Annotated in this window: 22 protein-coding genes; 12 read left to right on the top strand and 10 right to left on the bottom strand. The window is 63.0% G+C overall.

What is annotated here, in order from left to right:
• Positions 1–41: 41 nt before the first annotated feature.
• Positions 42–812: an LmeA family phospholipid-binding protein gene (locus CJ178_RS11840; RefSeq protein WP_033235524.1), complete on the bottom strand. Its 771-nt coding sequence runs from the start codon at positions 810–812 to the stop codon at positions 42–44.
• A gap of 126 nt (positions 813–938) precedes the next feature.
• On the opposite strand from CJ178_RS11840, the gene CJ178_RS11835 reads away from it, so the two are divergent.
• The 3 genes from CJ178_RS11835 to CJ178_RS11825 all read left to right on the top strand — a co-directional run bounded on the left by CJ178_RS11835 (position 939) and on the right by CJ178_RS11825 (position 5,215).
• Entirely contained in the window at positions 939–1,517 is a 579-nt protein-coding gene (locus CJ178_RS11835) for a type IV toxin-antitoxin system AbiEi family antitoxin domain-containing protein (RefSeq protein WP_092803323.1), read from the top strand.
• 147 nt (positions 1,518–1,664) lie between these two features.
• Entirely contained in the window at positions 1,665–3,104 is a 1,440-nt protein-coding gene (locus CJ178_RS11830; protein ID WP_095886750.1) for an Ig-like domain-containing protein, read from the top strand.
• Between the two features lie 83 nt (positions 3,105–3,187).
• Positions 3,188–5,215 (top strand): Ig-like domain-containing protein, encoded by a 2,028-nt coding sequence (locus CJ178_RS11825; protein ID WP_095886749.1) that lies wholly within the window; start codon positions 3,188–3,190, stop codon positions 5,213–5,215.
• A gap of 72 nt (positions 5,216–5,287) precedes the next feature.
• Here CJ178_RS11825 and CJ178_RS11820 read toward each other — a convergent pair whose 3' ends face one another.
• The 3 genes from CJ178_RS11820 to CJ178_RS11810 are packed head-to-tail and all read right to left on the bottom strand — an operon-like array spanning position 5,288 to position 7,141.
• Positions 5,288–6,076, bottom strand: coding sequence for a hypothetical protein (locus CJ178_RS11820; RefSeq protein ID WP_033235520.1), 789 nt, complete (start codon positions 6,074–6,076; stop codon positions 5,288–5,290).
• Between the two features lie 6 nt (positions 6,077–6,082).
• Positions 6,083–6,583 (bottom strand): DUF2505 domain-containing protein, encoded by a 501-nt coding sequence (locus CJ178_RS11815; RefSeq protein ID WP_045063896.1) that lies wholly within the window; start codon positions 6,581–6,583, stop codon positions 6,083–6,085.
• A 60-nt stretch (positions 6,584–6,643) separates the two neighbouring features.
• Entirely contained in the window at positions 6,644–7,141 is a 498-nt protein-coding gene (locus tag CJ178_RS11810) for a DUF2505 domain-containing protein (RefSeq protein ID WP_033235518.1), read from the bottom strand.
• A gap of 74 nt (positions 7,142–7,215) precedes the next feature.
• On the opposite strand from CJ178_RS11810, the gene CJ178_RS11805 reads away from it, so the two are divergent.
• The 4 genes from CJ178_RS11805 to CJ178_RS11790 all read left to right on the top strand — a co-directional run bounded on the left by CJ178_RS11805 (position 7,216) and on the right by CJ178_RS11790 (position 11,887).
• Complete coding sequence (locus tag CJ178_RS11805; protein WP_051730646.1) at positions 7,216–8,259, top strand: UDP-N-acetylmuramate dehydrogenase; 1,044 nt, start codon at positions 7,216–7,218, stop codon at positions 8,257–8,259.
• A 33-nt stretch (positions 8,260–8,292) separates the two neighbouring features.
• Positions 8,293–9,489, top strand: a complete 1,197-nt coding sequence (locus tag CJ178_RS11800) for a L,D-transpeptidase (protein WP_095886748.1) — start codon at positions 8,293–8,295, stop codon at positions 9,487–9,489.
• An 86-nt stretch (positions 9,490–9,575) separates the two neighbouring features.
• Entirely contained in the window at positions 9,576–11,099 is a 1,524-nt protein-coding gene (locus CJ178_RS11795; RefSeq protein ID WP_143547508.1) for a hypothetical protein, read from the top strand.
• 38 nt (positions 11,100–11,137) lie between these two features.
• Positions 11,138–11,887, top strand: a complete 750-nt coding sequence (locus CJ178_RS11790; RefSeq protein WP_143547507.1) for an ESX secretion-associated protein EspG — start codon at positions 11,138–11,140, stop codon at positions 11,885–11,887.
• Between the two features lie 14 nt (positions 11,888–11,901).
• On the opposite strand, the gene CJ178_RS11785 is transcribed toward CJ178_RS11790, so the two are convergent.
• Together CJ178_RS11785 and CJ178_RS11780 are read right to left on the bottom strand one after the other, a co-directional pair.
• On the bottom strand, positions 11,902–12,651 hold the full coding sequence (locus CJ178_RS11785; protein WP_033235516.1) for an SDR family NAD(P)-dependent oxidoreductase: 750 nt from the start codon (positions 12,649–12,651) through the stop codon (positions 11,902–11,904).
• Between the two features lie 15 nt (positions 12,652–12,666).
• Positions 12,667–14,988 (bottom strand): arylsulfatase, encoded by a 2,322-nt coding sequence (locus tag CJ178_RS11780; protein WP_095886745.1) that lies wholly within the window; start codon positions 14,986–14,988, stop codon positions 12,667–12,669.
• Positions 14,989–15,305: 317 nt separating this feature from the next.
• On the opposite strand from CJ178_RS11780, the gene CJ178_RS11775 reads away from it, so the two are divergent.
• Positions 15,306–16,568 (top strand): ROK family transcriptional regulator, encoded by a 1,263-nt coding sequence (locus CJ178_RS11775; RefSeq protein ID WP_033235783.1) that lies wholly within the window; start codon positions 15,306–15,308, stop codon positions 16,566–16,568.
• Between the two features lie 15 nt (positions 16,569–16,583).
• On the opposite strand, the gene CJ178_RS11770 is transcribed toward CJ178_RS11775, so the two are convergent.
• The gene (locus CJ178_RS11770; RefSeq protein WP_033235515.1) at positions 16,584–16,943 is read right to left on the bottom strand and encodes a YybH family protein; all 360 of its coding nucleotides are present in this window, start codon (positions 16,941–16,943) and stop codon (positions 16,584–16,586) included.
• Positions 16,944–17,013: 70 nt separating this feature from the next.
• On the opposite strand from CJ178_RS11770, the gene CJ178_RS11765 reads away from it, so the two are divergent.
• Entirely contained in the window at positions 17,014–17,784 is a 771-nt protein-coding gene (locus CJ178_RS11765) for a LysR family transcriptional regulator (protein WP_373557451.1), read from the top strand.
• Positions 17,726–17,884 carry a hypothetical protein gene (locus CJ178_RS33200; protein WP_373557450.1) on the top strand — a complete coding sequence of 53 codons (159 nt, stop codon included), beginning with the start codon at positions 17,726–17,728 and terminating at the stop codon, positions 17,882–17,884. The genes CJ178_RS11765 and CJ178_RS33200 overlap by 59 nt, the downstream gene beginning before the upstream one ends.
• Here the strand turns inward: CJ178_RS33200 and CJ178_RS11760 are convergent.
• From CJ178_RS11760 to CJ178_RS11750, 3 genes are read right to left on the bottom strand one after another with little or no spacing between them, the layout of a single operon-like run.
• Complete coding sequence (locus CJ178_RS11760; protein WP_033235513.1) at positions 17,850–18,854, bottom strand: tocopherol cyclase family protein; 1,005 nt, start codon at positions 18,852–18,854, stop codon at positions 17,850–17,852. The genes CJ178_RS33200 and CJ178_RS11760 overlap by 35 nt on opposite strands.
• The gene (locus tag CJ178_RS11755) at positions 18,851–19,243 is read right to left on the bottom strand and encodes a PaaI family thioesterase (RefSeq protein ID WP_033235512.1); all 393 of its coding nucleotides are present in this window, start codon (positions 19,241–19,243) and stop codon (positions 18,851–18,853) included. Before CJ178_RS11755 ends, CJ178_RS11760 begins: the two co-directional genes overlap by 4 nt.
• A gap of 45 nt (positions 19,244–19,288) precedes the next feature.
• On the bottom strand, positions 19,289–20,062 hold the full coding sequence (locus tag CJ178_RS11750) for a PIG-L family deacetylase (protein ID WP_033235511.1): 774 nt from the start codon (positions 20,060–20,062) through the stop codon (positions 19,289–19,291).
• A gap of 101 nt (positions 20,063–20,163) precedes the next feature.
• Between CJ178_RS11750 and CJ178_RS11745 the strand changes: the two genes are divergently transcribed.
• Entirely contained in the window at positions 20,164–21,390 is a 1,227-nt protein-coding gene (locus CJ178_RS11745) for an MFS transporter (RefSeq protein ID WP_095886744.1), read from the top strand.
• Positions 21,336–22,163, top strand: coding sequence for an alpha/beta fold hydrolase (locus CJ178_RS11740; protein ID WP_095886743.1), 828 nt, complete (start codon positions 21,336–21,338; stop codon positions 22,161–22,163). Before CJ178_RS11745 ends, CJ178_RS11740 begins: the two co-directional genes overlap by 55 nt.
• The last annotated feature ends 7 nt before the right edge of the window (positions 22,164–22,170 follow it).

The following is a 22,170-nucleotide window of genomic DNA, read 5'->3' as shown; positions in this document are numbered from 1 at the left end:
TTATTCGAAATCAGTCGGAAAAGTCCGATAACAGGTAGAGATCAGGTGAGAATTCCGCAGCTGTCAGGGACTGCGGATGCATTCTGGGCCGAGGCATTGGCAACGGGCATCGCGTAGGCGCCGCCCTCGAGTGAAATCTCGATCGCGTCATCGGTAACGGTGAGCTCGGTGGGCTTCATGTCCAACGGGTAGGTCTGCAGGCTGTCGGTCAGAGTCTGGACGATGCCGTCGACCAGGTCGGTCGGAAGTCCGAATCCCAGGATCTCGGCGCCGACGGTTTGTACGTCGACAACTCCGTTCGAGATAGTCGGCTTGACCGTGAGCTTCGCGAGACCTGCCGGTCCGACGTCGAAGGCCAAAGTTCCCGCGGCGGAATCAGCCGTGACACCGGTGACAAGTCCGCCGAAGGTCTGTTCCTGGAGGGTGGCCAGGATTCCGGCAGTGGACCAGGTGACATCGGCGCTCGAGCTTCCGATGGTTCCGCTGTTTCCGTCGGACGGTTGGAGATTGATGTCGTTGACCTTTGCGTGGACCTGCATTCCCGTTGCCGGCCCGAATGACGAATCGTCACTGTCGATGGTGATGTACGGGACCTTCTTGTCGATGGCCTGAAGCAGGACAGGCTTCCAGCTCAAGCCCACGTCTACCTGCGAGCCGAGTTCACTCTGAAACTGGTCGGCCATGCAGCTTTTGACTTGATTGCGAACGTAGAGTTCTCCGCCGACAAGCGCTGCGACCAGTACAGCGATCACGACGAGCAGGATGATGAGCACACGGTTGCGCGGGGGCGCGTTGTTTGCTGCGACAGTCATCTCAGGGATTCTTCCCGACGACTCTGAACGAACTCTGTGAATACGCGCCCATCCGATACTGTGATCTGAAACACAGAATGCCGTAGCCTGGCGGAAAAGCGCTCCAGACGGTCACCGGAGGTGGTCATGGCTCCAGACTATGAAGCACTCGAATTGTTGGCACTGCGCCAATGTGGGTTTGTTGCGACTGATCAGGCCGCCGCCCTGGGTTTTTCCGGCAGTGACTGGGACTGGCTCTTGGAATCCGGAACCTGGATTTCGGAGTGTCCGGGGCTGTTCCGACTGGATCGGGTACGCCGCACCGCGATGGACGAGTTTGCCAAATGGTGTACGTGGTTTGCCGGCCGAGCAACCGTTTCGCACTACAGCGCTGCCGAACTTCACGGTCTCGGCCACTTACAACCACGGTTCCTGCACTTGTCCGTCGGAGTGCCCGTTTCGGCGCCGACTCGTCAGCTTGCTCTGCACCGATGCTTGCTCGCGGAATCGGAATGCGAGCAGTTCGGAGCCATTCGAATTACGACGCCGGTGCGTACTGTCCTCGACATTGCGTCGGGTGGCATTTCCCAGGACCTGCTCAACGAAGTGGTGTCCGACGGCGTCGCGATCGGTCGACTCGACGCCCATGAGTTGTACCGCTCGTGCGAGAACGCCGCCGTCGACGTGGCTGTTCGCGTGGAATTGGCACTCACCGCAAGCCTGTAGTGGTAACCGACCTTGTGCCAAATGCACCAATTTGGCGAAAAGGGTAGTTGCGTTACAGGCAAAGGGATAACGTCACGGCATCAAAGCAGATGGACACTTGTCCTAGACACCTGTACTGGACGCCTGTCTGCTCCGTCGTCGAGAGGGATGTCTGTGAGTGGTGTTCGCCGTGTTGTCGGTGGTCTGAGTGTGTTTGCTGTTGCTGCGGGTTTCGTGGCGGTTGCGGGTGTCGGGGTTGCGGGGGCTGCTCCGGTGACGGCTGAATTCAATTCGAGTGGTTACAAAATCACTCGAACAATCAGTGACGGGACGCCGTCCGAAGGTGATGTGATCACCTCCACCACGGTATTCAAGCGGACCGACTTTGTGGTCAATTATCTGTACGCGGTTCGGGATTTTCATCCGTCGTGCATGACGTATGTCGAGGGTTCGGCGAAGGTGAACGGGAAGGCGTACGCGCCGGAGACTCCGGTGAGCACTGACTCGGTGCGCGTGAGCGCGAGCATCACCGATTGGCCGTTGTATCAGAACAATACGAAGTCGTTCGAGTTTCAGTATCGGGTCGGCGCAGGGTGTGAGCGCGGTAATGATTTGGCGAGCACAGTGCATTTCGACGGTTCGGCTTGGGTGAATGACACGACAAGCGGTCGTGGTCCGTCGATCAATGTTCGGAAGAACGTGTCGTCGACGGTCGTGTCACCGGTTAGCGGTGCCCAGGTGGGTCAACCGGTGACGTTGACCGCGACGGTGACCGGTGGTGCCGACGGTGATTCGGTGGAGTTCTTCGACGCAGGTTCCAAGATCGGCGCCGGCGCGCTCGCCAATGGTGTTGCCACACTTGACTGGACACCGACCACTCGTGGGAATCACTCGATTACCGCGAAGTTCGCCGGCACCGCGCGAGCTGTCGAGTCGACATCGGCGGCGCTGAACGTGAACGTCTCGCAGGCTGATTCTCCGTCGACTACAGCGCTGGCGCCGATCTCGGGCGCTCAGGTGGGTAAGTCGACCACCCTCAAGGCGACGGTGTCTGCGCCGGGAACGGGTGGGACGGTGACGTTCAAGGTCGGTACGACGGTTCTGGCTTCGGTGCCGGTCGCAGGCAATGGCGAAGCCACTTACGCCTGGGTTCCGGCGGTTGCGGGCGCGCAGACGGTTGAAGCTGTGTTCGCGGGCCGATCCGGTGTCACCGGGTCGAGCACCACAGCGAGTACGACAGTTGCCGAGCAACCAGTCGGAACGACAAATTCCACAACAGTTCTCAGCGCCGGAGCGGGTCAAGTCGGTGTTGCGCAGACCGTTTCGGCTCAGATCAACCCGGCAAACGCCGGTGGCACAGTCACCTTCAAAGACGGTGAGTCGGTCATCGGCACAGCAACGGTCGATTCTTCCGGCAAGGCCGGCATTTCGTGGACGCCGGCAACTCAGGGCCAGCGCGTCGTAACGGCCGAGTACTCGGGCGCCGGAACAGTGACGGCTTCGGCCGATCAGGTCTCCGTTCAGATCGCAGCACCCGTCGACGGCGGAGAGCCAGGTACAGGCGGAACAGGTTCGCTCGGCAACCTTGGAAACATCTTCGGCTCCTAAGGCATTCGACACCTGGTGATGCCCCGTCCGCGTGAAGCGGTGGGGCATCACCCATATCGCTCGCTTCTCGAGAAGGAAAATCTATGTCTGTTGGTTCTGCACGCCGTGTTGTCGGTGGTGTGAGTGTGTTTGCTGTTGCTGCGGGCTTCGTCGCGGCTGCCGGTGTCAGTGTCGCGGGTGCTGCTCCGGTGACGGCGGAGGGAAATGTGCACGGTTACCAGGTTGTGCGCACTATTTCGAACGGAACGCCCAGTGCGGGTGAGACGATTACCGTGAAGTCAGTACTGACTCGAACTGGTTCCCTCGAATACTTGCAGCAGGTTAAGGATGTTCATCCGGATTGTCTTTCCTATGTGACGGATTCGGCCAAGGTTGACGGTTCGGTGATCGGCCGTGACAAGGTCGAGGTTGCTGCCGACTACGCGAAGATCTCTGGCAGTTGGGCGGTCTACTGGGATGGTGGTCTGATCAATCCGAAGTACCGAACGGTTGAGTTCAGTTATACGGTCGGTGCGGGTTGTGCTCGTGGTGTGGATTTGACGACTGAGTTGCATGTGAGCGGGACTTTGGGGTCGGGGCAGCTCAAGGGTGTCGGTCCGTCGATCAGCGTGGCGAAGAACGTGTCGACGACGACGCTGTCCCCTGCCAGTGGTGTTCAGTTGGGGCAGTCAGTTCCGCTGAAGGCGACGGTTACCGGTGGCGGCGACGGTGATTCGGTGGAGTTCTTCGACGCCGGTTCCACGATCGGCACTGGCACGCTCGCCAATGGTGTTGCCACACTGGCCTGGACACCGACCGGCGTCCGCACACACACCGTGACGGCCAAGTACCTCGGCAACACGAAGGTGGCAACCTCGACGTCGTCGGCGGTCGACGTCGTTGTGTCCGAAGCGGACAAGTCCACGGCCACCACGATCACCGGCCCAACGACTGCGGACGCAGGTGAGTCCGTGACTCTCGAGGCTTCGGTCGCGCCTGTTCCGGTGGGCGGCACGGTGCAGTTCAAGGACGGCACAACCGATCTCGGGAGCGCAACGACCGTCGACGCCAACGGCAAGGCCTCGCTGACGGGTTCCTATGCAGCCGGTGAGCATTCGATCGTGGCGGTGTACTCCGGTTCCGGTCTTTACCAGACCTCGACGTCGACGCCGCATATATTAACGGTCGCTCCCGTCGTGGTCGAGCAGAGCACAACGACCACCCTCGTCGGTCCGTCGAGCGCTTCGACAGGAGAGGAATTGTCGTTTACTGCCACGGTGTCGACCGGCGCTGCGGGCGGCACGGTGCAGTTCAGGGAAGGGGCCAGAGATATGAGCTCGCCGATTCCCGTAGACGCCTTGGGTAAAGCCACGATCACACCGACGTTCAACGACGCCGGTGAATACAACATCACCGCAGTGTTCTCCGGTTCGGGGAACTTCCTGGGTTCGACCTCGAGCGTTCAGACTGTGAAGGTCGCTGCGCCGGCTCCCGTCGATCAGCAGACCCAGACGGTCTTGACTGTTCCCGCGAACGCAAAAACCGGTACGGCAGTGGGTCTTTCCGTGACGGTTACGCCGGCTCCGTCAGGTGGCACGGTGCAGTTCAAGGACGGTTCGGGCACTCTCGGCTTGCCCGTGGTGGTTGTCGACGGCAAAGCGTCGATTATGCATGAGTTCGGCAGCGTCGGTACTCACGACATCACGGCGGTGTACTCGGGTGCGAGCGGATTCCTCACCTCTACCTCGGTCGTGCAAGCGATTTCGGTCACGGCTCCGGCCGCAGAAGATCAGGAAACGTCCATCACAGTGAGCGCTCCGGCGTCCGCCACGAAGGGCACAAAGGTAGATCTGGCTGCTGCCGTTGTACCCACGCTCAACGGCGGGACGGTCCAGTTCATGGACGGCGCCACCCCGATCGGCGGACCGGTTGCCGTAGTGAACGGTAAAGCCACACTCTCGCATGCCTTCACCGAGGTCGGCGATCGTCGGATCACCGCGGTGTTCAGCGGAACTGACGGATACCTCGGTTCCGAGACGCAGGCCGGCGTCACCGTCAAGGTCACGGCAGAGCCCGGCACCGGCGCTCCGACCGGTTCGCTCGGAGACCTGGGCGCCATCTTCGGTTCCTAGCTCGAAGCAGCATTGACGAAAGGCCCCGCCGCGGAGAACACCTCCGCGGCGGGGCGCTTCGTGTCTGTGAGGTCAGGGGTTCGGGGCGACAACGTGCCAGGGCACGGTCAGGATGCAGTCACGCACGCGTCGCCGCGCCGGTTGAACCGGAATGCCCTGCCCACGAAGTATTTCCAGTGCCGCCGCCCAGCGGTGTCTGGGGCCGAACGACGCATGGGGCGCCGCAGTGGCCCACGCGCGATCCGCGGCCGTGAGTAGCGCGTGAATCGGTTCTCCCGGAACATTGCGGTGAATGAGGGCCTTGGGCAACCGTTCTGCGATGTCCGACGGTTTCTCGATGTCGAAGGGATCCCACGCCAAGGTGAGGGTCAGGGGTCGGTGCGCATCGAGCAGCACCCAGGCGCACCGACGCCCCAGCTCGTCGCACGTCCCGTCGAGGATCAAACCGCCAGGCGCCAAACCGGACTGAATGTGCGACCACGCCGATTCCACCGCGTCTTCGGGGTACTGGCGCAAAACGTTGAAAGCGCGAACGAAAATCGGTGACAGGCCGGCCAATTCGAACCCGCCGCGCGCGAAACTGACTCCGTTGCGGCTTTCCACCACGCGGGCGGGGTCGATTTCGAGTCCGATGACCCGGCGGTCGCGTCGTACCGCGGTGAGGCGGTCGGCCATCTCGAACGTCGTGTCGGGGCGGGCGCCGTAGCCGAGGTCGACGATCAAGGGGTCGGCAGCGTCGTGCAGTGCCCGTTGAACGGCCCGGTTGTGCACGAGCCAGCGGTCGCTGCGCCGCAGACGGTTGATGCCGGTTGTGCCGCGTGTGATGACACCCTCGATCTTCGGGGGTGGAGCAGTCCTCACCGGGGGTCAGCGAGCGGCGAGCCAGGTCGCGGTGACCTGAGCTTCGGTGCGGAACAGGTCGACAAGATTGGTGAGCATCAGCTCTTCCAACTTTCCGCCGACAAAGGGGATGTGCACTTTGGCTTCCGACGACGTCCGCAAGGTGCAGCCTGTTTCGGTGCCGAACAGTTCCATGGTTCCGGTGAGACTGCCCGGTCCGGCCGGGATGGAGGCCTCGTAGGTTCCGGTTACCGTGTCACCGAACGGGCTGTAGGACTCGGTGCGCGTGATGATCAGGTCGTTGCGCATGACGGTCTGCGCGATATCGGGCAGATCGGTGCGGGGCAGGACGTGGTGCAGGACGAGTTCGATTCCGGAATCGCTGACCTCGAAATGTTCCACCCGATTTTCGGAATGCTTGCGCATCTCTTCGACCCGGGCGTCCCAGTATCCGCGATCGGTCAGTGCTTCGTAGACCTGTTCGGGGGAGTGCTGGTAGCGGGCGGAGTAGTCGATGCGTCGAGCCATGATCGCAAACGATACCGGCTACCTGCTGTTACAGAAAAAACCTACCCCGCCCGCAATGCCCTATTTTGCGATCCAGTCCCGCGTGAAGTCCTGCTCCGCCTCGATCAGACGGGTGACCTCGTCGACGATCGCGCTTTCGATCTTGCCGCCGAAAATCGGGATCTTGACCTCGACCTCACCGGTGGCACTCAAGGTGCAACCCGTGTCGTCTCCGCTGAGCACCTGGGTGCCCTCGATGCGGGCAGGGACGCCGTCGACGTGCGCCGAGAAGGTTCCCGTCGCGGTTCCGCCGTTGAGCGGTGCGATGGTCTCGCTGCGCTTGATGACGATGTCACCCTTGATGAAGTTGGAGACCATGGAGGGAAGGTGCTCGGCTGGAATGACCTGCGACATGGTGACTGCGACGGTTTCGTCCCGGACAGTCAGTTCGTCGATGGTGGCGCCAGGGCCACCTACTGCGGCGATACGGTCACGCCAGTACTGCTCCGACGTCACCGCCTCATGGACCTTGGCGACGGGGACGGTGTACTTCGATGAATGCTCGATGCGACGGCTCACGATTGTGGAGGCTACCGTTTACCGATGTGTGGGACGTAACCATTGGCCAACGCGTCGTAGATTCCGGCGCTTTCGTGTCCGAGAACATTGACCTGTCCGGATTGACGACGCTCCGGGTAGGAGGACCTGCGCGGCTGCTCGCGGAATGCCCGACGACGCAGTCTCTGGTCGACGTCGTTCGGCTTCTCGATCGTGAAAACGTGCCGACGCTGATCTTGGCGGGCGGGTCGAATCTCGTCATTTCGGACGAGGGTTTCGACGGAGTTGTGGTTCGTGTGGCGAACACCACGGTGACCCTCGACACGGATCGTGTTGTCGCCGAGGCCGGCGCCGTGTGGGACGAGGTGGTCGGTCAATCCGTCGCCGCGGAATTGGGCGGACTCGAAGCCCTGTCGGGAATCCCTGGTTCGACGGGCGCAACCCCGGTGCAGAATGTCGGCGCATACGGCGTCGAGGTGGGCTCGCGACTTCGGCGGGTCCAGTTGCTCGATCGCCGCACCGGAGAGGTGTCCTGGGTCGATCCGTCGACTCTGCAACTCGGCTACCGCTCGAGCGTCCTCAAGCATTCGGACGCAGCGCTGGTTCTGGCGGTCGAACTCGACGCGACAACGGATGGACTGAGCGCGCCCCTGGCTTACCGGGAACTGTTCACGGCACTCGATGCTCAGGAAGGTGATCGATTGCCGTCGTCGCAGGTCCGCGAAGCTGTTCTGGGTTTGCGCGCCGGTAAGGCGATGGTGCTCGACCCTTACGATCACGACACGTGGAGCGCGGGTTCCTTCTTCACCAACCCGGTTGTGCCCGAGGATCGGTTGCCCGCAGTTCTTTCCGCTATTACGACGCAGCTCGGGGAAGTGACTGTCCCGCAGTATCCGGGGGTCGGCGGAACCAAGCTGTCTGCGGGGTGGCTGATCGAACGAGCCGGCTTTTCCAAGGGATACCCGGGCGAGGACGCGCCGGCTCGGTTGTCGACTCGTCACACACTCGCCCTGACAAACCGCGGCGACGCGAAGTGCTCGGACATCGTGGCTCTCGCCCGCACCGTGCGAGACGGCGTGGACGCCGCGTTCGGTGTGCGTCTCGAGCCGGAACCGGTCACCGTGGGTTGCCGGATATGAGCTGACAATCGTTAGCGCGGGTAGCCTGTTGAGGTGCATCAGCTGGGTATTCGGAGAAAACGTTCGCGTCTTGCTGCTTTGGTAGCTGTTCTGCTTGCGGCGATGCTCGCTGTTGCGGGATGCACCATCGGTGGCGCCGAGACGGCCGGCGAGGCATCACCAGCTGACAAGGCACCCGTTGCGCAGGTTGTCGAGACGCCGGTTGTCGGTGCCAGGGACGTCAGCCCGATCGCCCCGGTATCCGTCACAGTCACCGGCGGCACTCTCGACGAGGTTGCGCTGAGCAACTCGGCGGGTACCCCCGTCGCAGGTCAGCTGTCTGCGGACCGGACGTCTTACGTCGTCAGCGAGGCTCTCGGGTACGCGGCCACGTATTCGTGGTCTGGTTCCGCCACCGGCACGGACGGAAAAACCGTTCCCGTCGAGGGCAGTTTCACAACGTTGGCACCCGATTCGCAGACCGGCGGCACCCTCAACATCGCCGACGGTCAGGAAGTCGGAATAGCAGCGCCGATCACCCTCCAGTTCGACAACTCCGTCGTCGACAAAGCAGCAGTGGAGAAGGCGCTTGTTGTCACGAGCGTTCCGGCGACCGCAGGTTCATGGGCGTGGCTGCCGGACGATAACGGGGGCTCGCGCGCGCATTGGCGTCCCGCCGAGTACTGGGTCCCGGGAACCGTCGTTCATCTGGACGCGAAGCTGTACGGACTGAACTACGGCGGCGGCGCGTACGGCGATCAGGACCTCACTCTCGATTTCACTATCGGTCGTAGTCAGATCGTGAAGGCAAACGCGCCCAGCCACCGTATGCAGGTCGTCCGCGACGGCCAGACGATCATGGACATCCCCGTCAGCTACGGCGAAGGCAACGAGGCCCGCAACGTCACGCGCAGCGGCATCCACATGGTGACCGAGAAGTACGAAGATTTCCTCATGTCCAATCCGCCGTTCTACGAGAACGTCCGCGAACGGTGGGCCGTTCGCATTTCCAACAACGGTGAGTTCATCCACGCAAACCCGCAAACCACGGGAGTTCAAGGTTCGTCGAACGTCACCAACGGATGTATCAATCTCTCGATGTCGGATGCGCAGGAGTATTTCGGAACCGCGCTGTACGGCGACCCCGTCGAGGTGACCGGGACGTCGATCGACCTCTCCGCCGCCGACGGCGACATCTACGACTGGGCGATCGATCTCCCGACCTGGAAGTCCATGTCCGCGTTCGCCTGAGCCGCAAGAATCTTTTCTGTCGGCGGAACCCCTGGCATCACCGATGCGTCTATCCAGGTAGACACGGATGAATTCGGGGGATAGTCGTGAGTCTTCATGATGTTGTGGCGGATGGTCTCGCCCTTGTGGCATCGGTGCCCGGTCGTGTCGCCGATGTGGCATTGGCCCCGACCGCTGTGCTCCAACATTTCACCGACGATCGCGGCGAGTTCGACGACACAATCGCCGAAGCATCGAAGGTCGCCGACCTGGAACGCGAAGTGAACTGGGCAATCCGCGATGCACTGACTCCGCGGGCGACGGCGTTGGAGTACAGCGAACACGCCATTCTTGAAGACGATCCCTTCGACGCGATGTCTCATGCTCAGATTTTTGCGCATGTCGACGAGATGAAGCCCGACATTCTTGTCGCGATCAGTAAGGCCTGGACCGAGATATCGGAGCGGGTTGTGAATGGAATCTCGGCCTTCAACCTCGCCGTCGGATCGGCAATCGGTGACGGCTGGCAGGGCAAGGGTGGATCTGCGGCCTTGGAGGCTGTTCTTGCGTACTCAGCTGACGGCCAGGAACTTCAGACACGAGTGCAACTGGTAGCCAACAAAGTCGAAGAAGCAAAGATCGCACTGGGACAGGCAAAACAGTCGATACCGCGTCCAAGCGACGCATCGCTTGGGGAACAGCTCATCAGCATGATTCCAGGGGAGTCGTGGCGTCAGGCGCAACATGAAGCCGAAGAAGCGGAGCGACTGGCGCGCCAGGTCATGAAGGAGATGTACCTGCCGTACATGAAGCGCGCCGATGATCAGGTTCCCGTCCTGCCGCCCGCATTCAATCCCATCACCTCCGGCGGCGGAACCTCCGGCGGCCGTAGTCCGTTCCAGACCGGTACCGATCAGATGTCGTACGAGCAAGCGGCATCCGCCGCGGGCAACTACCAAACATCTGGCGGTGGTAGCGGATTGGAACAGCGCACAGCTGATTCGCCAGGTGGCGCCGGGACTGACCCGACGGTCGGCGGCGCGGGTAACGGTGCTTCGGCTGGTGGATCAGGTGCGACGCCAGGCGCTGCGCTCGGCGACAGCGGACGGGTATCCGGGTCGGGAATCGGCCGGAGTGAAAGTGGTTCCGGGCCGGCGACTACCTCGGCGGCGTCCGCTGTGCCGCAGTCTGTCGGCGGTGGGTCCATCCCTGGTGTCGGACATGGCTCCGGACTTGGTGGAGGTACCGGTCTCACCGGCGGACCTGGGAGTGGCGGATTTGGCGGTGGCGGATCTGCAGGTGGGGCAGGTGGCGGCATCGCGGGCGGTGGATCAGGCGCGACTGGATTGGGCGGCAGTGGTTTGGGCGGCAGTGGTTTGGGTGGCAGTGTGGCAGGCGGCGGTCTGGGCAGTGCCGGCGGCAGCGGTGCCCGCGGCGGTGCGGCAGGCAGTCTCGGAGCAGTCGGTAGCCGGGGCATGATGGCCGGCGGAATGGGAGGCATGGCAGGCGGCCGCGGACAAGGCGACGACGACAAGATGCACGAGACGCCGGGCTACCTCATCACTCTCGACAACGGAAACGAACTGATCGGGGACCTGCCGATGGTCACGCCGCCGGTGCTGGGGCAGTGAACACTGGTGCTGGGGCAGTGAACACTGGTGCTGAAGCAGTGAACACACAGTCACAGTGGCGCTTCACAGGAATGGAATTCCAGATTCTGTGGGAAGCCGTAGGTCGGGACAGATTGCCGTACCCATTGAAATTCCGTCCGGCGGCCGAAACCATGACCGAACTGACTATGCAGCGGAAAAACGCGGCACTGCGGATCCGGCAGATTCTCGACGAGAATATGACCGACGCGTTGCAGATACTGGCGGAGCCCACTGTACGCATCGAAGTGTCAGGATTTCACGGCGCCCGGATGAACATGGTGACACGGCTGCACGGTGCGATCGCCGGCAAGTGGGGAGTGCTGGTTCAGCAGTTGCCAGGTGCGGCAGCTGATTCCGGCTCCGATGTTGTTCTTTCGGTGCAACGGGCGTCGGTGCTGGTGTCCGCGATGGTGACGCACCTGCCGCAATGCCCGGCGGGGAAGGTTCGGGTCGCGTCGGCTCGGAGCACGAAACATATTCCGGGAGAGTCGATCCTGAGTCGAGCCGACGATCCGCGACCAGCGCAGGAGCTGGTGAGGTTCTTTCGTCGGCCGCGCACGTCGATCGGTGAAATCACTATCTCGTCGGGCAGTGCCATAGACAGCAGACCGAACCGGGGTGACGTTGTCTTTCAATGGAACGACTTTGCCGACGACGGTAGGTACATCGTGAGAGGTGGTGAAACGCTCAGCGCTGTTGCGGCTTCCGCCCTCGACGTGGAAACGGCGATCATGGCCGCCGTTTCCACGAAGAGACAACAACGCTAGGTGGTTGGGCTGTGCTAGGTCGTAGTGCGGTGGAAGCGTCCAGCACCTGCCTGATCGCGAGGACGCACGACGATCTGATCCAGGTTCACATGTGACGGACGTGCCGCGACAAAGCCGATGATCTCGGCGATGTCCTGAGCCACAAGCGGAGTGATGCCTTCGTACACCTTGTCGGCCTTCTCCTGATCGCCCTCGAAACGGACCAGGGAGAATTCGGTTTCGACGGCGCCGGGAGCGATCTCCGTCAACCGAACGGGCTTGCCCAACAATTCGCCGCGCAGGGTCCGATGCAGAACGGCCTGAGCATGTTTGGCGGTGGTGTACCCGGAACCGTTGTCGTAGGCCTCGAGTGCGGCGATCGAGGTGATGGTGACCACCAAACCGTCGCCGGAGTCGATGAGCTTGGGCAGCAACGCTTTTGTGACCCGCAAAGTGCCAAGCACATTGGTTTCCCACATCCAGCGCCAGTCGTCGAGATCCGCCTCCATGACTGTCGCCAGGCCCTTGGCGCCGCCCGCATTGTTCACCAGGACGTCGACGCGGGGCAGGACCGCGGCAAATGCGTCGACGGAATCCTCGTCGGTGACGTCGAGTTCGAGCGCGGTGCCGCCGATCTCCTCGGCGATCTTCTCGAGGCGATCGAGGCGCCGGGCCCCGATCACCACGTGAAATCCCTGATCGGCAAGCGTGCGGGCAGTGGCCTCGCCGATTCCGGAGCTGGCTCCGGTGACAACAGCGACGCGGGCATCGGAAGAAATGGTCATGACGTAATCGTAGGGCTAGTCGGCCGCGTACTCCGCCTCCCGCTCGATGGATTCGATGTGACGGGCCGGGACCTGGACGGTTCCCGGGGTGTATGTGACGGCTCGGAGCGCGCCGCTGTAGCGGAAGCTGCCGCGTCGACCATGCAGGTCCCAGGACACCGGTCCACGCGCATCGACGCCGACCGAGATGCCGGTCCACGGCGCCATGCCCACAAGTTGGACCTGATCGCGGAGGTAGCCGGCCGGAACGCCGTCGACGCTGACGTCGAGGTTCCAGCGCAGGCGCGGCGCGACTCTCACCGCAACGTCGATGCGGGTGCTGCCCACCGCGAGCGGCCCGGTGTCGATGCTTCGGTAGTCCCCGAACGCGTTGTATCCGAGATGGAGATGGCCGTCTTCGACGTACAGGATGTACCCGCCTTGGGGGTCGCCGTGCGCTACGAGGACGCCGGAGTCGCCGCCCTGGTAACCGCTCAGTTCTACGGTGATGTCGAAGTCGCGGAAGGCGATGAGCCGAGACGATCGGTATCGCTCGAGGGTTGGGGTTCCTGCCAGGATTCGCACCGGCCGCGACAGCGCTTGTTCTTCGGGCCGACGCACCGCTCCGACGCCGTTGCCCAACAGCGGGAAGACGGTGTTCGCCCACGCCGAGTTGTCCCAGGCGTCGGCAAGTTCGCGGACCTTGTCCGGGTACTGCGCGGCGAGATTGTTCAGTTCGGTGGGGTCTGCGGTGACGTCGAACAGGTGCCAGTCGGGTTCGTCGATGTTGTCGGGTGCCAGCGCCAGCAGTTTCCAGCCGTCCTTGTAGTACCCGCGGTTGCCGGTCATTTCGGTGTATTGCTCGGTGTGGGAGCTCGGTGCCACCGGTGAATGCAGAACGTGGGCAGCCGAGACTCCGTCGAACTCCTTGGCGGGAAGGCCATGACGCACGGTCGGAACGTCGATGCCTGCAAGATCGAGGAGGGTGGGGGTCAGATCGGTGACGTAGGCAAACTGGTCTCGAATGCCGTTGTCGGCCGCAGCCGGTTTGATACCGGCCGGCCACGACAGGACAAACGGCACTCGGACGCCACCGGCAAACGACTGGCCCTTGTAGAACCGGAACGGGGTGTTGGACGTCTGTCCCCATCCGCGAGGGTAGTGAACACCCAACTGCGGACCACCGATCAACGATTCGTCGTGCGGGACGTCGCCTACCCACTCGGGATCCTGCACGTGCGCGAATTGCGCGAAGTAGCTGCGCGTGCCGTCCGAACCACCCTCGGCCGTGCCACCGTTGTCGGAGGTGAAGACGATGATGGTGTTGTCCAACTCTCCGAGTTCTTCGAGCGTCTCGACAATGCGGCCAACGCTTTGATCGACCGAATCCACCATGCCTGCATAGACTTCCATGTAGCGGGCAAACCGCGACTGTTGCTCCGATGTCAGGGAATCCCATTCGGGAACGTCGAAACCAGGCTCGGAATTACGCGGTGCTTGCCGCGTACCTTCGGGGAACAGTCCCGCCGTGAGCTGAGCAGCAAAGCGGGATTCGCGGATTCGGTCCCAGCCTTCGTTGTAGCGGCCCCGGTACTTGGCTTGATCTTCGGGTTTGGCTTGCAACGGCCCGTGCATGGCGACGTGCGCAAAGTAGAGGAAAAACGGTTTCTCCGCATCGTGAGCCCGGAGGTCCTTGATGTAGCCGACAGCTTTGTCGGTGAGATCGTCTGTCAGATAGTAATTCTCGGGATACTCGTCGACGTCGACGACGGAGTTGTCGGAGATCAATTGATTGGGGTAGTAGAAGGAATTGAGGCCTTCGAGTGATCCGTAGTAGCGGTCGAATCCGCGCTGCGTCGGCCAGGAGTCGCGGCTGCGACCCGGCGCGAGGTTGGCATCACGCACAAGGTGCCATTTACCGACGGCGTATGTGGCGTAACCGGATTCGCGAAGGATCTCAGGCAGGGTCAGGATGTCGTCACCAAGCTCGAGCCGTAAGCCCGGGTAGCCGGGGTCTGCGTTTGCCACGAACCCGTATCCCGCGCGATGTGGATTGACTCCGGTCAGGAGCGCTGCCCGAGAGGGTGAGCACAGCGGCGTCGTGTGATAGTTGGTGAGCCGAACACCTTGTGCAGCAAGTCGGTCCAGGGTCGGTGTCTCGATCTCCGATCCGAACGGGCCGATGTCGCTGTATCCCATGTCGTCGATCAAGACGACCACGATGTTGGGGGCATCCGACGCCGGTGACGCTGTCGACGGCCAAGACGGGATCGAGTCGGCTGCGGTACGGCCGATCCGGCCACCGAACCCCTCGTAGCCGCGTGCGTGTGGTGGGGGAGTGGTGTCTGCGCCGGTCATGTCAGCACTAAAACAGCTGTATTTGCGGTTGGCCATAGTTGCATTCACTGTGATCGTTACCGCACCCGATTTGTGAAACTGGGCAGAGCTGCTATTTTTGGATCTATGTCGACCGACCAGCCTGCCGCTTTGCGCGTCACCTATGTGACCGCTGCGTTGGGGTCGCGTCTGCCTCTGGCACGCGAACTGTGTTGTTGCCGCCGTTCTTTCTGCAGCTAATTTTCTGCGCCGCTCTCCACCCTTTCTTCCTTGACCAGCATTGATGCCGGTCCGAGGGCTGAAGTGTGCGCTTTCTCCTCCTTCTGCAAGGGACTGCCATGTCGACCCCCACACTTACTGCCCCGCAGCTTCGATCACGAACCGTCCTCTCCGGACCGCGGCCTCAGGTTGTTGCACCTGAGCTGCGCATCGCCGACGGACCGGCGGCTACGGTCCTCCGCATCGCTCGGCTGCGAGGCCCGATTTCGCGGGACACTGCTGCCAAGGCCTCCGGGTTGAGCATTGCAACCGTCAATCGGCAGGTCACGAGCCTGCTCGACCTCGGAGTGGTCCGTGAGCGAGCAGATCTGATTGCCTCAGGTGCCATCGGTCGCCCCAAGGTTCCGTTCGAGGTGAATCACGAGCCGTATCTGACGGTCGGCATCCACATCGGTGCAGCCGTCACCAGCATCATTGCCAGCGATATTCGGGGCCGGGTGCTCGGCGCCGTCGAAATCCCGACGCCCACCACCAATTCATCTGTTGCACTCGCGACCATCGCGCGTTCGGCAAAATCGTTCACATCCCGGTGGCACAAACGTCGACCGCTGGCTGTCGGCGTTGCGATCGGTGGACGCGTCGACTCTGCTACCGGCGTGGTCGACCACCCCCGATTGGGATGGAAGGGAGCAAAGGTCGGCGCCGTCATCGGAGCCGGATTGGGCTTGCCGGTTTCGGTTGCCGCGCACGTCGAGGCCATGGCCGCATCGGAATTGCTGCTGAGCGCCGATCGCACCGAGACACCGGCTACCGGGACCACTGCGCTGTACTTCTATGCGCGCGAAACATCAGGCATTGCGATCACTTTCGAGGGTCGCGTGCACACCCCGTCCAGCGGACCGGGCTCGATCGCGCACCTGCCGACGGGGTCGTCGGCCCGGTGCGCCTGCGGTTCCGTGGGGTGCTTGGAAGCGACCATCAGCGATCGAGCGATTGTGACGCAGGCGCTGTCGAGCGGCGCGGTGATTCAGGGTAGCGAGCGCATCACCATCGCCGACGTGTACGCGGCGGCCTCTGCCGGTTCGGCTGCGGCACATGAACTCCTGGTCGAACGAGCACGGGTGCTGGGTCGCACGGTGGCGCTGTTGCGTGATCTGTTCAACCCGGATCGTGTGATCCTCGGTGGCCAGGCTTTCACCGACTACCCGGCCGGCGCGCCGTATGTCGCCGAGGCTTTCTCGACGACATCGTCCCTGGAGCGTAAGGACATTCGGATCACCGGCTTCGGGAATCGGGTGCAGGAATATGCGTCGACCGTGGTGTCGCTGAGCTCGCTGTTCGCTGATCCGGCCGCAGCGATGCGCCGGGCCGCCGTAATCTGACTTCGTCTGTGCCGGTTACAGCTCCGGCCGGTCGAGTACCCGCAACCACCGTCCGTCGGGCTGGCGGCGCGCAACCTGAGTGCGTCCGCCGGTACCGTCGGCCGGCGCAGTGGAGGTCATCGCGAGATCACCGCTGACGACCGTCGGCAGCGCCTTCTCGACGGTGAACGTGGGTGCGGCAGCGAGCATCTGTGCGATCACGTCGCGGATGGCAGAACGCCCGACGGTAAGTGAACCGGGCGGAAATGCCATCACGGCGCCCTCTTCGTAGAGTCCCGCTACTGCGTCGGCGTCACCGGCGTTGGCGAACTCGACAAAGAGGCGAGCGAGGTCTTCCGGGGTCCGGGCTTCTCGAGTTGTGTCTGTTGTTGTCATGCCTCCATCGTGCTGCGATGCTGATGATAAGTCCAAGATCTGGTTTGTCTCATAGCTAGAATCAACAGTTATGGAACTTCGGCAACTCGAGTACTTCGTCGCAGTGGTCGACGAAGCGAATTTCACCCGCGCGGCCGAGCGTCTCCACGTCGCTCAACCAGGTGTGAGTGCGCAGATCAAACGCCTCGAGCGGGAGCTGGGGCAGGAACTGCTCGATCGAAGCGGCCGGACCGTACGTCCCACCGAAGCGGGGCGCGCTGTGCTGCCCCACGCTCGCGCTGCCTTGGCCTCCGTGGACAGCGTCCGCGACGTCGTGGACGCGCTGAAAGGATTGGTCCGAGGCTCGGTTTCCGTCGGGATGGTGACGGCCTGTGCTTCGGCTGACCTGACAGATCTCCTGGCTCGGCTGCACCTCCGACATCCGGGTCTGGATATCTCTCTGGCCGAAGATGATTCACGCAACCTTCTTGCCGGTGTCGCGGACGGAACCTTCGACATAGCGGTTGTCGGGGTGGCGGGGGAGCTGCCCGAGGGCCTCGAATCCCGCGTGATCACCGATGAGCGACTGGTGGCGGGAGTGGCCGCGAATCATCCACTTGCCGAACGGGATACTCTGCCGTTCGCGGAACTCGGGACGCGGTCCGTGATCTGCCCTTCCGTCGGGAACCGGTATCAGGACGTGCCTCGACGCGGCCTGCGTGGCGGTAGGCGTCGCCCCCACAGTTGCGCTCGAGGCCAGCAATCTCGGGATTATCGTCTCGCTGGCAGCGCAGGGGTTGGGGATGGCGGTTATCCCGGAATCCGCAGTGGGACAGTTGCATCGGATCAACCTCGAACCTGAGGCCCGGTCCCGCTTGGAACTGGTGTGGCGCGCCCGCGGCGGCAAGAATCCGGCGGCGTCGGCGCTCATAGATCTGGCGCGATCTGCTCCCGTCTCGTGACTTCCGATTGGGCGCGGTCCAACCCGCCGTGCTCGAGGGCCGCGAGGTGAGAAGTGTCGGTCCAGTACACAGCGCCTCGCCGACGTACGGTCACAGTCAACGTGGCACCCAGATGTTCCAGTGCGCCAGGAACGTTGCGGCGCTGCGCGGGAAGAGGTACCGGGAGGATATGGGCGTCCGACAGGGGAGCGCTGCCCTCGATCTCGACACTCCAGAGGTGATTGCGGCCGCGTAGTGTCCAGCGGTCGTCGGCAACCACTGTGGTCACGGGCGAGGTGACCGGGTTTCCCAGCCGGAATACGGTTCCGTCGGGCAGTGCGACAACAACGGCGGTGACTTCGGTGCGAAGCGGCCCCGCGCTGATCTGCCCGCCTGCGAAGGCGATACATGCATTCGGGTCGGTGAACCCCTGAGCCTGGCCCCACCACCAGGATTCGGGGAAACCACCCTTGCCCCAGTTCTTCTCGCCGTACACCTGTGCTCCGGTGAGATCCCAGGTCTCGCCGTCGATGATCGCGGCGCCCTCGGCTCTGCCACCGAGAAGCCACGGATGCCAGTACTGATTGAGAGCGGGAACAGACTGGAAATAGCTGGAACCGCCGAAGCGTCGACGCGGCCAGAATCGCTGGTTCGAGATGCGAACGTCCAGACGCGCGGTCTCGAGATCGGCGTGTACCTGATCCGTCGTGCCGCGAAAAGCGTTGTCCGCATAGGCCCCAAGCCGGTCAGGATCGGCATATCCGCCGGGATGCTCTGTGTCGCTGAGGAAACCGCCGGGATGCGCGGCTATCGCGAGCGTCGACCAATGGCCGTCGGCCGCTCGATTGATTCCCGCCAGTGCAATGACAACGCGGCCGCTTTCCGGCAGCGTGAACCGCCAGAAATAGCCTTCCATCGCAACATCGTGCGAGGCAAGTAGATTGCCGTACGGCGCGGTGGCGCCGGATGACCGGTACCCGGGAAGGTTCACGGCCCCAACACTGCCTGGGATGCCGTGACCTGAGCGACCAGACGGCCCTCGTCGTCCCGGAGTTCGGTGACTATCGCGATGGTGCTGCGGCCGGCATGCAGTGGCCGGGCAGTTGCAGTGACGGTGCCCTTGCGGACACCCCGAGTGAAGACCGTCGACGAACTGGTAGTCGAGGTGCCGGCGCCGGGTGGCAGGTTGAGGAATGCACAGACGGCGCCGACGCTGTCTGCCAGCGTCATCAAGGCGCCGCCGTGCATTCCGTTACCGGCGGTGGTGCGGTGGTTGTCCCAATCGAGGTGCCCGACAACCTCTTCGGAGGTCGCACTGTCCAACTGCACTCCGGTATGAACGGCAAAAGGCATGCTCGCGACAAGCTGTTCGAGGTCCATGCCTACCGATGCTAACCAGAAGTCGAAGCCGATGTGGAGCTTCGGCTACAGCGGAAGCGCAGTTTCCGACAGGCCGTCCGGGGCGTTGCGTCGACGGAACCACTCGGTACCGAATGCCGCGGTGAGCTGCTCGGTGGGCATTTCGAGGAACGGCCCGAAATCCCCGACCTGTGTGGCGTGCGCGTACATGGCCGCGCGCTTCGAGCTGATCACCGAACTGACGTCGACGGCAGTGGTGAGCTGTTCGGCTGGAAGGCCGAACGTCTCGATGTCCGGTGGCTGCGCTTCTTCCGTCCACTCCGGGTTGGCAAGCATCAGCATCTTCATGTGATCGCGGTTGGTGGACGCCTCGTAGACGAGCGGTGTGCCCGCGAGCTCAGCCGCCCGAATGCCGACGTAGTGCACCTGAATGTGGTCCGGGTGTCCGTAACCACCATTGGCGTCGTAGATCGTCAGGATGTCGGCGTTCTCCTCGCGAAGAACTTCTGCCAGACGCTCGGCCGCCTCGTCTACTTCGGCATTGCAGAAAGCGTCGGGATTCTCGTTCTCGGGGGTGCCGACCATTCCGGAATCCGGATAGTGCAGCGACACGACACGGCTGGCACCGAGGGCATCGGTGGACGCCTCGAGTTCGCGGCTGCGACGCTCCGCCAATGATTCGTGCTCGTCCAACAGGCCGTCGGGATACTCACCCAGCGCACCGTCGGTGGCCGTGACGACAACAACGCGATGACCCGCGTCGGCAGCCATTCTCATGACGCCACCCGTGATGAATACTTCGTCGTCGGGATGGGCGTGGAAACACACCAGGACACTCATTCGCGCAATCGTAGGGCAAGCTACCGACAGGTCAACTCGAGCCGGGATTTGTGGTGGCTGCACATATTCTGTGAACCTTGTGGGGTGCACGAGAATAAGTCATGACCAGTTCCGACGATAAAGGCCTGATGGGGGCATATCGCGAAATATTCGCCGCCCCTGGCGCCATTGCCTTCTCCGCCGCCGGTTTCATCGCGCGGTTGCCGATCGCGATGATCGGCATCGGAATCGTGACGATGATCTCGCAACTTCGTGGTGACTACGGGCTGGCCGGCGCGCTCGCAGCAGTATTTGCGCTGTCCTGCGCCGTCATAGCGCCGTTGGTGTCCCGCACGGTGGATCGATTCGGGCAGCGCGCGGTTCTGCCCCTGGCCGCTGCGGTCAGCGCCATCTCGATCGGTGCGCTGCTGCTGTCCGTGAGATTCGAAGCGCCGGACTGGCTGCTGTTCGCTCTGGTGATCCCGGCCGGTGCGACCCCGACGATCGGTGCGATGGTTCGCGCCAGGTGGGTTGCGATCTACGTCGGAAAACCTGAGTTGCGCACAGCTTTTGCGTTCGAATCCGTCGTCGACGAACTCTGTTTCGTGGTGGGGCCGGTGCTCTCGGTCGGTCTGAGCATCGGGTTGTTTCCCGAAGCCGGTCCGCTCGCGGGAGTAATTCTTCTTGTGGTCGGCACGCTCCTACTGGTGGCGCAGCGATCGACGGAACCCAAGATTCATCCGCGCATACCGGGCCGGGGACGCTCGGTTCTCGCGAACCCGGCGATGTGGATCGTCATCATCGTGATGGTGATGCTGGGAACCATGTTCGGCGTCATCGACGTCGGTGCCATCGCGTTCACCCAGGAACAGAACTCGCCCGGGTCGGCGACCGTCGTCCTCGCCCTGTTTGCCGGCGGATCGGGAATCGTGGGCTTGGTGTTCGGGTCCCGGCACCCGACGCGCTCGCTACGCGGACAGCTGATGATCGCGTCCATTGCCGTCACCGTGCTGAGCATTCCGCTCCTGCTGGTCGGCAACGTCGCGGGACTGGCAGCGGCCTACATCCTGGCCGGCGCGACAATCGCGCCGACGCTCATCATCGCCACAGCTCTTGTCGAGCAGATCGTCCCACCCGAGAAACTCACCGAAGGTATGACGCTGACGGTGACCGGCCTGGGCGTCGGCGTGGCGCTCGGATCCGCGCTGGCGGGGCAGCTGATCGACCGCTACGGAGTCTCGTCGGCGTACACGCTTGCCGTCGGCGCAGCGGTCACAGCCTCTATCGTGACGGCATGTCTATTCGTGAAGCCGTCAGCGTCGACGGCACGTCCATCGTCTACCGAGTAACCGGAAACCCGGAAGCAACCCCGCTGGTCCTGCTGCACGGCTGGGCACAGTCCTCGCAGTGCTGGGGTGAGCAGGCTCTGAGCGAACTGGCGTCCTCGCACCGGTTGATCGCCGTTGATCTACGCGGCCACGGATACTCCGACGCCCCCGAAGACGGTTACGACAACAGCGCGAACTGGGCCGGCGATGTTGCCGCTGTCCTGGCAGCCGAGGGCATCACCGAGAAAGCCGTGTTGCTCGGGTGGTCGTACGGCGGACTCGTGATCTGCGATTACCTGGCAGCGCACGGAACGGACGCTGTGGCCGGCGTTGTCCTGGTCGGGGCGATCACGAGCATCGGACGCGGTGAGAAGGGCGGCAAGGTGGGTGCGGCAATGCGCAGCGCTGTTCCCGGTGCCATGTCGGAAGATCCCCGCGAGGCGATTCGGGCACTCGGCGCGTTCGGCAACGCGCTCACCGGCCCGCCGGAAGGCAAAGGGGCCCAGTCGCAGGCCCTGTTCGGTGCGAGCCTCGCGACCCGCCCGCGCGTGCGGGCCGCACTGTTCAACCGTGCGGTCGGTCACGACGAACTGCTCCGTTCCCTCGACATCCCGGCGCTGGTTCTGCACGGCACCGAAGACTCCGTTGTCGACGTGAGTGCAGGTAAGCACGCCGAAGAGCTGATTCCGAAGTCGCAGGCGTCGTACTGGGACGGCTGCGATCACGGGCCGTTCGTCGAGGATCCGACCCGATTCGTGTCCGAAGTGAGAACGTTCGTCTCCAGCCTCGGTTAGAGTTCGC

The sequence above is a fragment of the Rhodococcus sp. ACPA4 genome (assembly GCF_002300185.1).
GTDB lineage: Bacteria > Actinomycetota > Actinomycetes > Mycobacteriales > Mycobacteriaceae > Rhodococcus_F > Rhodococcus_F globerula.
The sequence above is the reverse complement of the archived record's forward strand: the minus strand, read 5'-3'. Positions and strand labels throughout refer to the sequence as shown.